Consider the following 16717-nt stretch of genomic DNA (forward strand, 5'->3'; position numbering starts at 1 on the left):
CGACGCCCGCGCGGGGCGCGGCGGCCAGCCGGCTCGCGCCGCCCGCGAGACGCGCGCCTCCCTCGCCGCCGCCGCGTGAACGCGGCGCGAACGCGGGCGACGCGAAGTCAGGCATCGGTGGAGAATTTCAACGCCGTCGGCGGCAGCCCGATGTCCGGCCACACCCGCAGCCCGGCGCACGACCTCACAGGTCGTGCCTGCCGCTTCTCACCTCGGCCACCAGCGCCGACCAGCCCCCCTGAGAGAGAGCCAGCCTCGGGCCGCCCGGGTCCTTGGAGTCGCGAACGCCGATCACCCGATCCAGGTCCGCGACCTCCACGCAGTTGCCGCCGTTCGCGCCGCTGCGCGACGCCTTCCGCCACTTCACTCGCCTGTCCATCGCTCTTCCATCGTCCTCTCGATGAGTTCGATCGAGTCCGGCCGGCTGAGGGCCTCCGCCCTGAATCGCTCGAACATTCTACGAAGAACGGCCACGTTCTCGGGCTCCTCCACCACCTCCGCCCCCAACTGGTCGTCCACATAGGCCACCTCACCGCCGTCGAAGGTCGCGATGACGAACGGGGCGATGAAGCCGGCGCCGACCCCGGAGTCGAACGGGACGACCTGCACGATGATGTCGTCGCGCCGCGCCATCTCCACAAGGTGGGCCAGTTGGTTGTGCATGACCTGGGCGTCACCCACCTTGCTCACGAGGACGGTTTCGGTGAGCAGCGCGACCAGGGTCGGGCCATCGTCGTCTTCCCGGGCGAGGATCCGCTGCCGTTCCATGCGCTCGCTGACCATCTTCTCCACATCGCCGAGATGCGGGGCCATGCGGCAGACCGCGGTCGCGTAGTCCTCGGTCTGCAGCAGTCCCGGGACGACGGTCGTCTCCAGCGACAGCAGCGCCCTCGATTTCTCCTCGACCTCCCGCCACCTTCCCATCCATTCGAGCGGAACGGCGGAGTTGATGAGTTCTTCGCGCATCCGCCTGAGAATTCCCGCGAACGTCTCGGGGCCGAAGAGTTCCTCCAGCAGCACGAGGTGATCGGGTTGCGGTACACGCCGCCCCCTCTCCCACGACCGGACGAGCCCTTCCGAGACATAGATCGCTTTGGCCACATCGTCCGTTTTCATCCCTCGCTGCTCGCGCGCACGCTGCAGCTCCTTAGCAAGGAACATTCGTGGGGTGAGGTGATTGCTCGCCATGATCGTGTACAGCTCCGTACCAGTCAGGGGGCGTTCTTGTGCGGCCGGTGCGCTCGTGATTCCTCCACGGATGTTATGCCAATGCGCCAATGTGGCAACACCCCGGGGTTCTGAGGTCGCGAGTCTCGGACGGGGGCGCACCGGCGCCGAGCGTGCAGAGGACAGAGATGGCCAGGGAATGAGGTCACGATCCATGAGAAATCAACTCCAATCCACCACAACAACGGATGTCGCCCCACGCACTGCCCGAAAGGCCGACAGCCCACCCAATTCCGCGGAAACCAGGCCCGGGATCCTGCGCATCACGCACGAGCCGGCCGAGGTCGCGCGGGCGCGTGCGTGGATCAAGGCACGGATCGCAGCCGCCGCCCGGCCCATCGACGCGGAGACGGCCGACGACATCCTGATCTGCGCGGGCGAGACGATCACGAACGCGGTGGTGCACTCCCGTCCCCGGGTGCCGGGCGACACGATCACCGTCACCATGACGGTCCATCCGGAGACCGTCCGGGTCGAGGTGACCGACACCGGCGATCCTCGGGGACGCGGGCCACACGTGCGGGACATCGCCCCGGAACTCGAATCCAGCGGACGAGGGCTGCGCATCGTCCAGGAACTCTCCGCGGCATGGGGGCACAACGGCGACGGCGACAGCCGCACCACATGGTTCGAGGTCGGTTGTTGATAAGCGCCCATGCCACGGGCGGCAACCGCGAACAGCATCTCACCCGCCTGGCCGAACAGCTGGAACTTCGCGGCTTTCCCGCATGGGTGACCACCCTTTACAGGACGCCTCTGCTCCGGACCATCCGAATCCACCCCCGCAGGACCCTCATCATCGCCTGCGTCCGAGCAAGAGGCGGCTGGGTGTTCGTATGGCCGGGCGGCTACGCGCCGGGCTCGGATCCGGTTATGGCCGCCGAACGGGTGACCGGGTTCCTCATGCGATGATCAGACGATCACCGAGGCCAGCATGCTTTCGCGTTCGACACCATACTTGCGCGCCATCAGGCGAGGAATGGTGACATTCCATTCACTGAGCATGCCCAGCACATCGTCCACGACCACATGCCGACAGCCCACGCCATCGCCGATCACCGCACGCAAGGTCTGTTCGGTGAAGTAATATATATGGTCGGTATTGAAATGGACGTACGCCGCGTCCTGCTCGCCCAGCAACCGGCCGCCGTAACGAGGAGTGAGCAAAAGGATCACACCGCCCGGCCGGAGCAGGCTCCTGGCATGACGCAGATCCGAGACCGGATCGGGCAGGTGCTCGATCACGTCGATCATGGTGATGACGTCGAACGGGGCCAGCACGGCGACGGCCTGGCTCGCGACGTCACCGAGCACGAACCGGCCGGGTCCCGTGCCAGTGTGGCGTACGGCGTGATCAGATGTGTCCGCCCCGAACGCCGCCATCCCCCTGGCGGCGAGTGCGTGCACGAGGAAACCGCCCCCGCAGCCGAGATCAAGGCACCGCCGTCCATCCGGCGCCACCCTGAGCACCAGATCCGCGAGGGCGCCCGCGATCGCGCGGCGGTCCCCGGCCTCGCTGCCGAAATAGTCGGTGTACCCCGGCCCTGGACCGTCCCCGCGACGGTAGTAGCCCGCGTCGTAGGCACAACGCACCAGGTTGGTGCCGCGGGGCTCGACCATCGACACCAGGTCGCACCCCCGGCAGCGCACGACCGTCCCGAAGTCGAACCGGTACTCGATCACCCGGGCGGTTCCGGCGCAGAGCACGCAGGGGCGATAGGCCGTCATTCCCCGTCCGCCCGCCCGGCCAGGTAACGCCTGGTCTCGGCGAGAGTGTAAACACTGCCCGGGGAGAACTCCCCGGCGAACAGCGCTTCGGTCAGGTCGTCGCCGAACAGATCCCAGACGCTGATCTCGTGGATCTCCCAGTTGGCCCGCAGCACCGGAAGCTCCCTGCGGGCGAACTCGGGATCCTTGACATAGGCCAGCCCGCAGATATCGACCTCACCGTTGAGAGCGTCGAACCCGAACCCGAAGATGCGGAAATCCAGCACGCCGTCTTCCTGCGCGGTGATGAGCCGCGCGATCGGCGGCTCCCGGTAGAACCAGGTGGGATCAACGCGGTTGCCGCGCCGCTCGACCTCGGTGCCCCCGTAGAGTTCCTCGTACACCTCGCGCAGGAAGTTGTGAAAGATCGAGACCGGGGTGCGCTCCGACAGGTCCATGCTCTGGCAGCCGAAGACGGGGACGACGGCGAGCGCGCCACCGTAGATCGACACGGAGTGGGAACGGCGCTGGACCAGCACTCTGTGCCGCCCGTCCTCTTCGAACACGAACGCGCACTGCATCCCGAACCCATGCGCCTGCCGCCGGGCCTCGGCCGCGTCGTCCACCCCCGCAAGGGTCGCGTCCCTGATCGGAGTCGCGTTCTTCGGGCTGCGCACCGCCGCGTAGGTCTCGTCCTCCAGCGCCCCGCAGGCCGAGAGGAACTGGAAGTACTCGGCGAGCGCGATCTCGATGCGCGGTCCGTCGGGCGTCTCCCGGATCTTCTGGACCACCGCTATCAGGTCGTTCCACGGTTCGCCGTCCTCCCGGACGACGTTGAGGTAGGCGGCCCGGCGGCTCATCACGGCCTGGTCGACCGGCGCCTCCGACCGCCGCTGCGGGTGCGACTGCACGATCAAAGCGCCCTCGGCGAAGCCGTGATCCGTCCACGACGGCTTGGTGAGGAACGGCACGAACCGCCGCCGGCGTCCTTCGATCAGCAGGTAGAGATCGTCGAGCCGGTCCCTGCTCAGGTAGTACTCCAGCAGCCAGCCGTGGGTGAAGCGAGGATGACGCTGCTCCTGAACGCGACGGCTGCCGCCGGCCCGCCGGACGCTGCGGACACGCTGCCGGATCGACCGGACGCTCACCCCCAGCGTAAAGGCGATACCCGTGGCGACGAGGTTGACGAGCAGATCTTCCGTCACATGCCACCACCGCCCCGCCTAGCCGTGTGAGATGTGTATATCCCGGTTCGGCCGGAGGCGACAACGGGTCACCCGTCCGCGGAGAAGCGGACGGCGGTATCGGGGAGTTCGACTCCGGGCCAGAGGCGCAGGCCGTTGACCAACTCGTTGCCGGGACCCACGATGGCCCGGTCACCGATGACGGCGTCCTCCAACACCGCGCCGGCGCAGATCCGCGCGCCCTCGCCGATCACCGAGCGCACGACACGCGCGCCCGCCTCGACGGTCGCGTCGTCGAAGAGCACGCTCGACTCGACGTGCGCCCCGGCGCCGACCACCGACCGCGCCCCGACCGTCGTTCCGCCGCCCACCTGGGCGCCTGGCTCGACGGTCGCACCGCCCAGCAGCAGCACGCCATGTTCGCTCGCGGTCACGACCGGTGAGGGCATGGCGCCGAGCACCAGATCCCTGGCACCCCGGACGAACGCTGCAGGCGTCCCCACATCCAGCCAATAGGCCGCCTCGACGTAGCCCACGATGACCTCGCCGTCGGCCAGCAGCATGGGAAAGGTCTCGTACTCGGCCGACACGGGGCGCCCTGCGGGGATCCGCTCGATCATGGAGCGGCGAAAGACATAGCAACCCGCGTTGACCTGATTGGTCGGGGGGTCGGGGGATTTCTCCACGAAGTCGAGCACCCGGCCGTCGGGCCCCGTGGGAACGGAGCCGTACCTGCGGGCGTCATCCACCAGGGTCAAATGGAGGGTGATCTGCGCGTCGCCTTTCTGGTGCGCCTCTACCTGGGCCGAGATGTCGTGGCCGGACAGGATGTCGCCGTTCAGGATCAGCACCGGATCGTCGGGGCCGCACGTGAGCGCGGCGGACGCGTTGCGGACGGCACCCGCCGTGCCGAGGGGCTCGTCCTCGGTCACGTAGCGGAACTCCATGCCGAGCCGACGTCCATCGCCGAACGCCTCGTTGAACATCTCCGCACGGTACGAGGTGGCGAACACGATACGTTCCACACCAGCGTCCCTGGCCCGGGTGAGCTGGTGTTCCAGCAGCGGGACGCCGGCCGTAGGAAGCAGCGGCTTGGGGGTGGAAATGGTCAGCGGTCGCAGGCGGGTGCCCTGTCCCCCGACCAACAAGATCGCTTCCAAGAAGCTCCTTCCACGACGGCCGAGCCGTGCCCCGGCTCCCACGGCCTGGAAATGGTTCGGCCGAGCTTACTGGTCACGGGTAAACAGGCAAGTTGACGGCCATGCCACTCCGAACGCGGACCGGCCGGGTCTATTCGGAGATCATCTCGGTGCGGAGTACCCCGCGACGGCCCGTTCGAAGGAGGCCATGTGCGCCTTCGCCGAGGCCGTCCAGCTGAACCCCTGGGAGCGCGTGTACGCGGCGTCGGACAGGACGTCCCGGCGCTCGGGGTCCTCGATCAGCTCCTCCAGCGCCGACGCGATCGAGGACGCGTCCGGCTCGGTGTAGGCGACCGCCTCACCGCCGACCTCCGGCAGCGGGCCCCGCCGGGTCGTCAGCACCGGGGCGCCGCACGACATCGCCTCCAGGACGGGCAGGCCGAAGCCCTCCCCCCGGCTCGGCAGCGCCACCGCCAGCGCGCCGCCGAAGAACCCCGGCAGCGACGCCCAGGGCAGGTAGCCGGGGCGCACCACGCGCAGCTCCAGCGGCACCGTCGCCAGCGCCGCGTCGACCTCGTCGTCCCAGCCGCCGCTGCCCGCCAGCACCAGCGCGGGCGGGTCGGGGTGGTGGGAGCAGGCCCGCACCCAGCCGCGGATCAGGTTCGGCACGTTCTTGCGCGGCTCCAGCGCCCCCAGGTAGGCGATGTAGGGGTGCCCGTGCAGGCCCAGCGCGTCGGAGACCCGCTTGACCTCGTCCTCCGACGGCCGGTGGAACACCTCGTGGTCGACCCCGTGGTAGGCCACGTCGATCGAGGCGGGGTCGGCGCCCAGCAGCCGCACCAGCTCGTCGTGCGTCGCGCGGGACGGCGCCACCAGCCGGGTGGCCCGGCGCGCCGCCGTCCGCGTGGCCGACTTGACGTAGGTCGCGCGGACCGGGTCGTGGGTCTCCGGCTCGGTGAACACCGTCAGGTCGTGGATCGTCACCACCGTGGGCCGGCCCGCGTGGATCGGGATGCTGTAGGTCGGCAGGTGGATCACCTCGGCGCCGACCTGCGCGGCCACGTACGGCAGCCCGGACTGCTCCCAGGAGAGCCGCGACGCCCGGTGCGCCAGCGCCGCCGGGCCCTTGACGATGCGGGCTCCCGGCGCGAGATCGCCGTAGCGTTCCTCGTCCGCGCGCTGGCAGGCCACCGCGAGATCGGCGCCGAGCTCGTGCAGCGCCCGCAGCAGACCGTCGACATACCGCCCCAGCGCCCCGCGGTCGGCGGGGACCGCGGTCGCGTCGAGCAGAATCCGAGGTGCCAAAAGGGTTCACCCCTATCCCGGCTCGGCCAGAGTGAGGGGGGGTCCGTCGCCCGCCCGCTCCGAGCCTACGCCCAACCAGGCCGAATGGGAGGGACGCCACGGAGATCACAGCCGACCTGTGCGGGAGTGAGGCCGCTCAGCCGCGTTTGCGGGCGCGGATGAGCACGATGCTGCCGCGCTCGTTGGGCGCCTTGCGGTCGGCCACGGCCACCAGCGGGGCCAGCGGCGCGGCCGCGTTGAACCCGACCCTGCCCCCGTAGGCCGACAGCGACAGGTACAGCCGCTCGGCCGCCGCGGTGCGGAACTGGTAGGAGTGCCCGACCAGGTCAAGGCCGCGCTCGTCCATCAGCTCGCCGAGGCTGTCGTGGGTGTAGGTGTGCTGCACGTGGTACTTGGACCGGTGCGCGTCGCGCAGCTTCGGCCAGGCGTCGGCGCGGCTCAGCACGTCGGCGGACATGAAGATCTCGCCGCCGGGCTTGAGCACCCGCGCCATCTCGTCCAGCGACCGGCCGCCGTCGTCGAAGTGCTCGATCGCGCACACCGACAGGATCGCGTCGAACGACCCCTCGGCGAACGGCAGCCGCAGCGCGTCGCACTCGATGAGCGCGGGCGCGTGGGCGAGCGTGCGCCCGTACACCATCTTCTTGCGGGCCAGGTCGATCGAGACCGCCTCGGCGCCGCGCTTGCGGGCCTGCCCGGCCCAGTAGCCGTCGCCGCCGGCCACGTCGAGGACCCGCTTGCCGCGCAGGTCGCCGCCCATCCAGTCGAGCAGCGTCCCCGCCTCGCGGTACCGGCACACGTGCACCTGGTGCCCCATGAAGGCGACCACATCCGAAATCTTCATCGCGGACAACTGTAGGCCGCCGCGCGCCCGGACTGTGCGAACTCCAGGTGACGGGAAGGTCGTCACCCGGCAACGGCCGCCGGGTGCGGCACCGGGGACGGATAGCCTGGGCGGGTGTTGACGAAGGCCGTCCTGATGCGGGTGCTGCGCGTTCTGCTGGTGCTGCTGGCGCTGGGGTTCTGCGCCTACAGCCTCGTCTCCCAGTGGGACGACACGGTGCGGGCGTTCGAGCAGATGTCGTGGCCGACGCTGCTGGGCGCCTTCGCGACGGGCCTCGCGGGCCTGTTCGCGTGGATGCTCGGCTGGCGGACCTACCTGGCCGGGCTCGGCTCGCCGCTGCCGGTGCGGGCCACGTTCCGGATCTCCAACATCTCCCAGCTCGGCAAGTACGTGCCGGGCAAGGTGTGGGCGCTGGTCACGCAGATCGAGATGACCCGCGAGCACAAGGTCCCGGCGCTGCGCAGCTTCAGCTCCACGCTGCTGGCGGTGGCGACCTCGTGCGCCTGCGGCCTGGCGATGGCGGCGGTGACGCTGCCGCTGACCTCGGACGCGGCCCTGGAGCGCTACTGGTGGCTGTTCCTGCTGGCGCCGGTGATGCTGGCGGCGCTGCACCCCACGATCGTGACCTGGTGCCTGAACACCGCGCTGAAGCTGGTCCGGCGGCCCCCGCTGGAGCACCCGGTGGGCCTGGGGACGACGCTGGTCGCGGTGGCGTGGACGCTGGCGGGCTGGGCGCTGTTCGGCGTGCACACCTGGCTGCTGTGCCAGGCGGTCGGCGGCGACGGCGCCGGGCTGTACTTCCAGGCGGCCGGCGCCTACGCGCTGGCGTTCGTCGTGGGCCTGCTGGTGTTCATCGCCCCCGGCGGGATCGGCGCCCGCGAGGCGATCCTGGTCATGGTGCTGGGGCCGGTGCTGCCCGCGGGCGGGCCGATCGTGGTGGCGCTCGCCTCACGGGTCGTGCTGACGCTGGCCGACCTGGCCGGGGCCGGGGTCGCGTTCCTCATGGGACGGGGCAGGCGCGCGGCCGCCCCCGGCACGGCCGAGAGCGTGGACCGGGACGAGCCCGTTCAGGACGAGGACACCGAAGAAGGCGTCACCAGCACGTCCACGTAGGTCTCCCACAGGGGCGTGTGGTCGACCGGCCGGACCCCCGAGCGCAGCCGCTCCGGCTCGCCCGGCGCGTAGAAGCGCTTGAGGGCGTCGGTGAGGGAGCCCGCGTCGTCGGGCTCGCAGATCAGGCCGTCGACGCCGTCGCGGACCTGCTCGGCGAAGCCGCCCACCCGGGTGGCGATGACCGGGACGCCGTACTCGTAGGCCATCCACACGTTCTGCGAGGCCGTCGCCGTGCGGTAGGGCAGCACGAGCGCGTCGGCCTCGCCGAACAGCCGGGGGACCTCGGACGCGGGCACGTAACCCGGGCGCAGGTCCACGCGTTCGGACAGGCCCAGCTCTTTGACCAGGGCGCGGGTCTCGTCCACCCCGCCCCAGAACTCCCCGGCCACGGTCAGCGACACGCCCTCGGGGCCCGCCGCGAGCGCGCGCAGCAGCACGTCCAGGCCCTTGTACGGGCGGATCATCCCGAAGAACAGCAGCCGGTCGCGCCGCCCGGCGCCGCCCTCCGCGCCCTTCTCACCGGGCGCGGGCAGGTGCGCGGGCATCTCCGCGACGGCGACCGGGCGCGAGGTGAGCCCGCGCGCCAGCTCCGCCTGCTGCTCCGAATGCACCAGGACGCCGTCCACCTTCCGCAGCAGCGCCCGCATCAGGGGCACGTCGTAGGGCTTGCGCTCGTGCGGCAGGACGTTGTGGCACAGCGCCACGGCCCTGGTCCGGCCCCGCAGGCCCGCCAGGATGCCCAGATAGGCCGGGACCTGGACGGGGCTGAGCACGGCCTGCACGACCAGGTCGTAGGAGCGCAGGTCGCGGCCGGTGCGCCACCAGCCGTCGGGGCGCCGCCAGTCGAGCCGCCGCCGGGTGCCGGGGAACGGCTCGCCCTCCGGCTCGGAGATCGTCTGCTGCCCCGGGTACAGGAAGGAGGGGTACTGGGCCCGCCAGGACTCGATGGCGACCTCGTGGCCCGCCGCGTCCAGCCGGTGCGCCAGCTCGGTGGTGTGGTGCGCGCCGCCGCCCTTGTACGGGAACGCCGGCCCCACGATCGCGATCTTCATTCCGCCTTCATTCCGAATCGGCCCCCGGTCAGGTGTCGCCGCGGGAGCGGACGATCAGGTCGGCCAGCAGCGCCAGCGAGGCGATCAGCAACCCGCTGATGAAGATCATCACGGTGTTGTTGGCGAAGTAGCCGAAGTGCACGACCATGTCGAACACCCCCTTGCCGATCCCGATGACCAGCAGCCACAGCGCCAGCGGCATCAGCACCTTGAGCGGGTTGAAGTACATCACCATCCGCAGCACCTGCAGGATGTAGCGGTAGGCGTCCTTGAAGAACTTGAACTTGGACTTGCCCGCCCGCTTGGCGTACTCGATCGGCACGTACCGCACCGGGTGCTGGTTGGACAGGAACGCGATGGTGATCGTGGTGACGCAGGAGAACCCGGGCGGCAGCAGCCGCAGGTAGGGCAGCGACACCTCGCGCCGGAACGCGCGCAGCCCCGAGTTCAGGTCGGGGATCGCGGAGTTGGTCAGCCGCTCGGCGACCTTGCGGATGAACCACTTGGCGGGCACCCGCAGCGCCTTGTGACTGCCCTCCTCGCTGGTGCGGGCCCCGACCACCTGGTCCACCGCGGGATCGGTGTCGAGGATGTCGACCAGCTCGGGGATCCGCTCGTTCGGGTAGGACATGTCCGCGTCGGTCCAGACCACGATCTGGCCGCGGGCCTGCTGGCTGCCGATCCGGCGGACCGTGCCCGACCCGCTGTTGTGCTGGAACGCCATGATCCGCATCTGCGGGAACCGCGGCGCGGCCTCCCGCAGCCGGGCCAGCGTGGCATCGGTCGACTTGTCGTCGACGGCCAGCAGCTCGTAGGTCTTGCCGCTGTTGTCCATCGCCTTGCAGATGCGTTCGACCTCGTCGATCACGTGGTCCTGCTCGTTGTAGCAGGGCAGGACGATCGTCACGTGCACGGGGCCGTCCGAAGGCACGGCGCCGACGGCGTCCGCGGACGGCTCCTCGGACGGGGCCGCGATCGGCGGGGCGGTCGGTTGAGCGGTCGGCTGAGCGGCCTGCTCAGAGGGCTCGGTACTCACGCCCGGCGAGAATACTCGCCCGCGGGTACCGATGCCGTCTTGGTGACGCACTGTTCACCCGCAGGCGGTCCAATCGAGAGTTTTCACCCATCCGGCGGGACGCGGCGCTCAGCCGCCGTCGCCGCCCTCGGGCGGGGCGGGCTCGGCGAGCCACACGTCGATGGTGAGGCTCCAGGTGCCGTTGGGCGGCTCGGTCAGCGTCCGCTCGTCCTGGCGGGCCCGCAGCGCGACCGCCCGGACGGGCCGCCCGTCCGGCTGCTGGACGTACGGCGCCACCTGCCGCGCCTCCCCGCCCAGGATCACCGGCCGCCGCCCGGCCGCGTAGATCTTGCCGATGACGCGGCGCACGTCCTCCGGGGTGGCGCTGGAGACGGTACGGGCCGAGGGCACCCCGCACATGCCCCGGACGACCTGCAGGAGCCGGTCGGCGTTGGAGCGGTCGACGACCACCACCGAGCGGCCCGGGCCGAGCCGGTCGCACAGCCCCCGGACGGCGGCCAGCTCCCCCTGGTCGGTCCGGGAGACGATGACCCCGGCCGACGACAGCACGACCGGCAGCAGGAGCAGCACCGCGGTGGCGACGGCGGCCCGGCGGACGGCGGACGGGCCGTACCCGGTGCGCCGGACGCGCCGCATCGTCCAGGCCGCCCCCCAGACCGCGAACAGCAGCAGACCCGGGATGACGACCGCGATCAGCCGCCGGGACGCCCACGGGTGGTCGGGGGTGATGCCCGGCAGGTACAGCACCAGCACCGTCGTCCAGGCGGTCATCGCGTACGGCAGCAGCCATTCGGGGGCGCGGCCCCGCATCAACCGCCGGGCCAGCAGCGCGGCGCCGAAGGCGGCCAGCAGCAGGGCGGGCAGCCCGATGTACCAGATCACCCAGTAGAGGGAGAGCTCCGAGTACTGCCGGGTGCCGTCGACCGGCAGCCCGCTGAGCCGCTGCACGTGCTCGATGAACTGCACGTTCAGCCGGTCGTCGGCGTTGGCGGGCGCCCGCCGCACGGTCTGCACCAGCGGCCGGACGGCGAACGCGGCCACCACCAGCACCGCCAGCACGGCCGCGGCGGCGGGCGCCCGGCCCCGGGAGAGCGCCGCGCCGGCCCGGCGCAGCCGGGACCCGGTGACCTCCCAGCGCAGCACGATCACCATCACCACCGTCGCCGCGACCAGCAGCCCGGCGATCATCAGCAGCGGCTGCAGCGAGCGGTGCAGGTAGTCCAGGTAGGGGCGGGACAGCAGGTAGCCCTCGGCCAGCCCCGCGCCCGCGCCGACGGCGAGGCCCGCGGCCATCGGCAGGCCGGTCCGGCGCCGCCAGGCCACCAGCAGGCCCGCGAAGACGACGGCCGGGAGCACGTCCCGCAGCCCGTCGATCCGGACGAGCAGGATCAGCCCCAGCGCCAGCCCGCCCAGGAACGCCTTGCCCGCCTCGGGCGAGACGCCCCACCGGCGCCCGCCGCCACCGGGGGCGCGGCGCTCCTCGTCGCGGCGCGCGTCGTACAGCAGCGCGAGCCCGCCCAGCAGCAGCACCATCGCGGGCAGCTCGCTGAAGGTGGAGCGGGAGACGAAGACCATGGGGGTGGTGAGGGCCAGGAGCAGCGCCGCGAGGGGCGCCCACCGCGGCCCGACCAGCCGCGCGACCAGGCCGCCGAACGCGATCACCGCGCAGGCCCCGAGCAGCGGGGCCATCACCAGCAGCCCGTAGGTGCCGCCGATCCAGGCGCCCAGGGACAGGATCAGCGGCAGACCCGCCATGAACTGCGGGACGAGGTCGTCGCCCACCTCGTAGAAGGCGGGGCTGCCGTACCGCAGGGCCACGTCACCGCCGCCGAACGCCTCGCGCGACTGCGGGATCGGCAGCGAGCCGTGGTCGGCCAGCCAGGTGGCGAACTGGACGTAGGAGGCCGGGTCGCGGCGCACGATGACCTGCTCGGCCAGCATCAGCACCTGGAGGACCAGGAAGCCGAGCCCGACCGCGAGGACCCCCCACGCGGGCCACCGCGGCGCCTTCGCCGCCGGCTCCGTCTTCTCCTTCTCCTCGGCGTTCTCCTTCTCCTCGGCCTCCGCGGCGGACGGGCGTTCCCGCAGGCCCAGCCACAGGAACAGCGCCGCCGCGGGCACGAAGAGCACGATCGCCGGGCCGGGCCGGAAGTACCCGGCCAGCAGCAGCGGCAGCGACACCGCCAGCCACGCCATCACCAGCAGCACCGGGACCGTCGCGGTCCGGGCCAGGAGCCGGCCGGCCGTCACCGGATCACCTCCGCCACGGGCCGCACGGGCCGGGGGGCCGGGCGGGGGGCGAGAACGGCGAAAGCGGCGATCGCGGTCGCTGCCGATCGGGTCGTGATCCATCGGTGCGGAGCGTAGCGGTCCCCTCGGAGCGCTCGCGCCCGTACGCTCGCCTTCCATGAACGACATCGGACCCGCGGAGCTGCTGCGCCGGAGGCTGGCCGGCAATCCGTCCCGGCCCCTGGTGACCTTCTACGACGACGCCACCGGCGAGCGCGTGGAGTTGTCGGCCAAGAGCTTCGACAACTGGGTCGCCAAGACCGCCAACCTGCTGGTGGACGGGCTGGCCGCCGAGGGCGGAACGCGTGCGGTGCTGGCGCTGCCGCCGCACTGGCAGTCGGCGGTGTGGCTGATGGCCTGCTGGTCGGCCGGGGTGGTGGCGGAGCCGATCGAGGTCCCGGGAAGCGGGACCGGCGGCGTCGAACCGTCCGCGCCCTCCGGGCCGTACCTCCTGGTGGCCGCCGAGGAGGTGCTGGAGCGGATGCTCACCGACCAGAACGCCGAAGAGATCGTGGGCCTCTCGCTGCACTCGCTCGGCGGCGCGCTGGCGGACTGCCCGCCCGGCGTCCTGGACTACGCGGTCGAGGTGCGCGCGTACGGCGACCGCTTCGTCCCCGGGCCGGACGTGACGCCCGCTTCGCCCGCGTTGACCGTGACACGCCCAGGGAGTGTGACAAAGGCCACACTCACAGGGGCGGAACTGGTCGGTGAGGCGGTCGGGGCGGCGGAGAAATGGGGGCTCGACGCGCACGATCGCGTCCTGGTTGACATGCCCTACACCACACTGGACGGCGTACTCGCGGGCCTACTTGCACCACTAGCCTCGGGGGCTTCCGTCATAATCCAACGAAACTTCGACAAAGCAGCCCTAGATCGACGAGTGACGCAGGAGCATGTGACCGCGGTGGCCGGCGTACCGGGATGGAATGTTCCGTCCGGGTCCGTGAACCGGCTCCTCTGACCTAATCTCAGTTTGTTTCCGACCCCTGCGGGCGGAGCCGTCGCGCCGCGCGGCGGGGCCGTCCCACCACGGAGCCGATGAACAGCAACCCGATGTACATGGAGTACGTCGACGACGCCGATCCGCAACCGGCGACCCGTCGGCGCGGATGGCGCGTCCTGGGCTGGGTGTCCATCGGCCTGTCGGCGGTGATGGTGGCCGGGTCGCTCACCGCCTACGGCGTCTACCGCACGGCGATGGGGAACATCTCCCACGAGGACTCCAACGCCCTGCTCGGCCCCAACCGCCCGAAGAAGCTCAACAGCGCGATGAACATCCTGCTGCTGGGGTCCGACACCCGGGCGGGCTCGGGCAACGCCCAGTACGGCCGCAGCATGACCAAGGAGCCGCCGCGCTCCGACACCATGATCCTGCTGCACCTGTCCCCCGGCGGCGGGCAGGCGATGGGCATCAGCTTCCCGCGCGACCTGATGGTCCCGATCCCCTCGTGCACGCTGAAGAACGGGCAGCGGACCCCGGCCCAGACCGTCGGGCAGATCAACTCCACGTTCACGATCGGCGGCGCGTCCTGCGTCATCAAGACGATCGAGGCGATGTCGCACATCAAGATCGACCACTTCATGCAGGTCGACTTCGCCGGGTTCAAGGCGATCACCGAGGCGGTCGGCGGCGTCGACGTCTGCCTGCCCAAGGCGGTCGACGACCCCAAGTCCAAGCTCAAGCTGCCCAAGGGCAAGAGCACCATCAAGGGCGAGATGGCGCTGGCCTACGTCCGCAACCGGCACGGCCTCGGCGACGGCTCCGACACCGACCGGATCAAGCGGCAGCAAAAGTTCATGGGGGCGCTGGCCAACAAGGCGATGAGCGCGGGCGTGCTGACCAACCCGAGCCGGATGCTGTCGCTGATGAACGCCACCACCAAGTCGCTCACGACCGACAGTGAGCTGACCCCGCAGGTGATGATGCGGATCGGCTCCGGCATGCAGGGGATGACCTCCGGCAAGCTGCGGTTCGTGACCGTGCCGTGGGGGCCGTACGTGGCCGACCCCAACCGGGTGCAGCTCAGGCAGCCCGCCGCGAACCAGTTCTTCAGCTCCATCCGCAACGACAAGACCGTGCCCAGCGAGCCGAAGAAGAAGGCGGCCGGCACGCCGGCGATCCCGCCGAGCCAGGTGCGGGTGCGGGTCTACAACGCCAGCGGCATCTCGGGCCAGGCCAAGCGGGTCGCCGACGACCTCGAGAGCCAGGGCTTCCAGGTCACGGTCGGCGGCAACATGACCGCCACCAAGACCACGCGGGTCATGTACGGCGCCGGCGCCGAGCAGCACGCGCAGACCGTCAACGGGCTGCTGCCCGGCCCGCCGCAGCCCGCCGCCCGCACCGGCGGCACACCCGGGGTCGTCGACCTGGTCGTCGGCTCCAACTGGACCTCGCTGCAGGGATCCAAGACCGGGGGCATCCCAGCGCAGCAGGGAGAGATCAAGGCGACCGACGACATCTGTAAGGAATGATGGCGCACTCCACCCCGCCGACCACCGCTCCGCAGCCCCGCACCCCCGCGCCCGGAGAGGATCCCCCCGCCCCTGACGGGGCGGGCCCCGCGGTCCCGCGGCAGGCCGGGCCCCCGGCCTCGGGCGCGTCCTCCCCGGCACCCGGCACGTCCTCCCCGGCCTCCCCGGCCTCCGGCTCCGCCGCCCCCGGCTCCCCGGCCTCCGGAGCGTCCTCCTCCGGGACCGCGCCGGCGGCGCCGCGCCGTAAGGAGCGCGACCCCTTCTTCGACAACGCCAAGTTCCTGGCGATCCTGCTCGTGGTGATCGGGCACTCGCTGGCCTACCGGCTCGACGTGCCGATGGCCAAGGGCCTGTACCTGTTCATCTACATGTTCCACATGCCGATGTTCATCGTGGTCACCGGCTACTTCTCGCGGAACTGGACGTTCGCGGGCGGCAAGGCGCGGAAACTGATCACCAACGTCGGCGTCCCGTACGTGGTCTTCGAGATCGCGTACTCGCTGTACGACTGGCAGGTGGGACGGAACGAGCTGGAGATCAGCCTGCTCGATCCGTACTTCCTCACCTGGTTCCTGTGCGCGCTGTTCTTCTGGCGGCTGTCCACCCCGGTCTGGCAGCAGATCCGCTGGCCGCTGGCGGTGGCACTGGCGTTCTCGCTGCTGTCGTACATGAGCGACCTCGGCAACACCTTCAACATCCACCGGGTCATCGGGCTGCTGCCGTTCTACGTGCTGGGGCTGCTGCTCAAGCCCGAGCACTTCGAGTACCTCAAGCGGCCGGCGGCGCGCGTGCTGGGCACGCTGACGCTGGCCGGCGGGCTGGCCGTGGCCTACCTGGCCATGGACCGCATGAACCGCGCCTGGATCTACTGGAAGGATCCGCACGAGGAGCTGGGCGTCGACAACGTCACCGGCACCGTGATGCGGCTGGGCATGTTCGTGGCGGCCACCGTGCTGGTGGCGGCGTTCCTGGCGATCGTGCCCAAGCGGAAGACGTGGTTCACCAAGCTGGGCTCCACCACGCTGTACGCCTACCTGCTGCACGGTTTCGTCACGCGGCTGCTGCAGTTCACCGACTGGTGGGACGCCGAGTGGCTGAACACCGTCCCGGGCCTGCTGGCGGTCATCGCCGGGGCGGCCGTGGTCGGCACGTTCCTGTGCTCCAAGCCGGTCGTCACCTGCATGAGCTGGGCGCTGGAGCCCAAGATGAAGTGGGCGTTCACCCCGCTCCGGCGGCCGGGCGCCAAGAGCTCGAAGGGCGCCAAGGGCGCCGGCGGGGCCCAGGGCCCCGGCGGGCGGCGCGGCGGCTGGTGCCGGCGGGCGGGCACGCGGCGCGCGGGCGCCGAGCGC

15 protein-coding genes are annotated in these 16717 nt (G+C 71.0%); 5 read left to right on the forward strand and 10 right to left on the reverse strand.

What is annotated here, in order from left to right; translation table 11 throughout:
• Positions 1–184 precede the first annotated feature (184 nt).
• Complete coding sequence (locus tag ACFPZN_RS53280; RefSeq protein ID WP_378292541.1) at positions 185–379, reverse strand: DUF397 domain-containing protein; 195 nt, start codon at positions 377–379, stop codon at positions 185–187.
• Positions 364–1188 (reverse strand): helix-turn-helix domain-containing protein, encoded by an 825-nt coding sequence (locus ACFPZN_RS53285; protein WP_378292543.1) that lies wholly within the window; start codon positions 1186–1188, stop codon positions 364–366. Before ACFPZN_RS53285 ends, ACFPZN_RS53280 begins: the two co-directional genes overlap by 16 nt.
• A 193-nt stretch (positions 1189–1381) precedes the next feature.
• Here ACFPZN_RS53285 and ACFPZN_RS53290 point away from each other — a divergent pair, with 193 nt between their 5' ends.
• Positions 1382–1873 carry an ATP-binding protein gene (locus ACFPZN_RS53290; RefSeq protein WP_378292567.1) on the forward strand — a complete coding sequence of 164 codons (492 nt, stop codon included), beginning with the start codon at positions 1382–1384 and terminating at the stop codon, positions 1871–1873.
• 266 nt (positions 1874–2139) lie between these two features.
• Here the strand turns inward: ACFPZN_RS53290 and ACFPZN_RS53295 are convergent, their stop codons facing one another.
• The 5 genes from ACFPZN_RS53295 to ACFPZN_RS53315 form a co-directional block, all read right to left on the reverse strand.
• Positions 2140–2955, reverse strand: coding sequence for a class I SAM-dependent methyltransferase (locus tag ACFPZN_RS53295; protein ID WP_378292545.1), 816 nt, complete (start codon positions 2953–2955; stop codon positions 2140–2142).
• Entirely contained in the window at positions 2952–4139 is a 1188-nt protein-coding gene (locus ACFPZN_RS53300) for a hypothetical protein (protein WP_378292547.1), read from the reverse strand. The genes ACFPZN_RS53295 and ACFPZN_RS53300 overlap by 4 nt, the downstream gene beginning before the upstream one ends.
• 68 nt (positions 4140–4207) lie before the next feature.
• A complete protein-coding gene (manB, locus tag ACFPZN_RS53305; RefSeq protein ID WP_378292549.1) occupies positions 4208–5320 on the reverse strand; it encodes a mannose-1-phosphate guanylyltransferase in 1113 nt (370 codons plus the stop codon).
• Positions 5321–5419: 99 nt separating this feature from the next.
• On the reverse strand, positions 5420–6562 hold the full coding sequence (locus ACFPZN_RS53310) for a glycosyltransferase family 4 protein (RefSeq protein WP_378292551.1): 1143 nt from the start codon (positions 6560–6562) through the stop codon (positions 5420–5422).
• 136 nt (positions 6563–6698) lie between these two features.
• Positions 6699–7406: a class I SAM-dependent methyltransferase gene (locus tag ACFPZN_RS53315; RefSeq protein WP_378292553.1), complete on the reverse strand. Its 708-nt coding sequence runs from the start codon at positions 7404–7406 to the stop codon at positions 6699–6701.
• A gap of 114 nt (positions 7407–7520) precedes the next feature.
• Here ACFPZN_RS53315 and ACFPZN_RS53320 point away from each other — a divergent pair, with 114 nt between their 5' ends.
• Positions 7521–8519, forward strand: a complete 999-nt coding sequence (locus ACFPZN_RS53320; protein WP_378292555.1) for a lysylphosphatidylglycerol synthase transmembrane domain-containing protein — start codon at positions 7521–7523, stop codon at positions 8517–8519.
• On the opposite strand, the gene ACFPZN_RS53325 is transcribed toward ACFPZN_RS53320, so the two are convergent.
• The 3 genes from ACFPZN_RS53325 to ACFPZN_RS53335 form a co-directional block, all read right to left on the reverse strand.
• Entirely contained in the window at positions 8474–9571 is a 1098-nt protein-coding gene (locus tag ACFPZN_RS53325) for a glycosyltransferase family 4 protein (protein ID WP_378292557.1), read from the reverse strand. The two genes, ACFPZN_RS53320 and ACFPZN_RS53325, sit on opposite strands and share 46 nt — an antisense overlap.
• 28 nt (positions 9572–9599) lie before the next feature.
• Complete coding sequence (locus ACFPZN_RS53330) at positions 9600–10502, reverse strand: glycosyltransferase family 2 protein (RefSeq protein ID WP_378292569.1); 903 nt, start codon at positions 10500–10502, stop codon at positions 9600–9602.
• Positions 10503–10715: 213 nt separating this feature from the next.
• Positions 10716–12857 (reverse strand): hypothetical protein, encoded by a 2142-nt coding sequence (locus ACFPZN_RS53335; protein WP_378292559.1) that lies wholly within the window; start codon positions 12855–12857, stop codon positions 10716–10718.
• A gap of 157 nt (positions 12858–13014) precedes the next feature.
• On the opposite strand from ACFPZN_RS53335, the gene ACFPZN_RS53340 reads away from it, so the two are divergent.
• The 3 genes from ACFPZN_RS53340 to ACFPZN_RS53350 form a co-directional block, all read left to right on the forward strand.
• A complete protein-coding gene (locus ACFPZN_RS53340; protein ID WP_378292561.1) occupies positions 13015–13857 on the forward strand; it encodes a TIGR03089 family protein in 843 nt (280 codons plus the stop codon).
• A gap of 77 nt (positions 13858–13934) precedes the next feature.
• Entirely contained in the window at positions 13935–15368 is a 1434-nt protein-coding gene (locus tag ACFPZN_RS53345) for an LCP family protein (RefSeq protein WP_378292563.1), read from the forward strand.
• Positions 15368–16717, forward strand: a 1350-nt coding sequence (locus ACFPZN_RS53350; protein ID WP_378292565.1) for an acyltransferase family protein, incomplete at its 3' end; no start/stop codon positions are given. The genes ACFPZN_RS53345 and ACFPZN_RS53350, both read left to right, overlap by 1 nt.

Source organism: Actinomadura rugatobispora (genome assembly GCF_042656285.1).
In the GTDB taxonomy this organism is placed as follows: Bacteria; Actinomycetota; Actinomycetes; order Streptosporangiales; family Streptosporangiaceae; genus Spirillospora; species Spirillospora rugatobispora.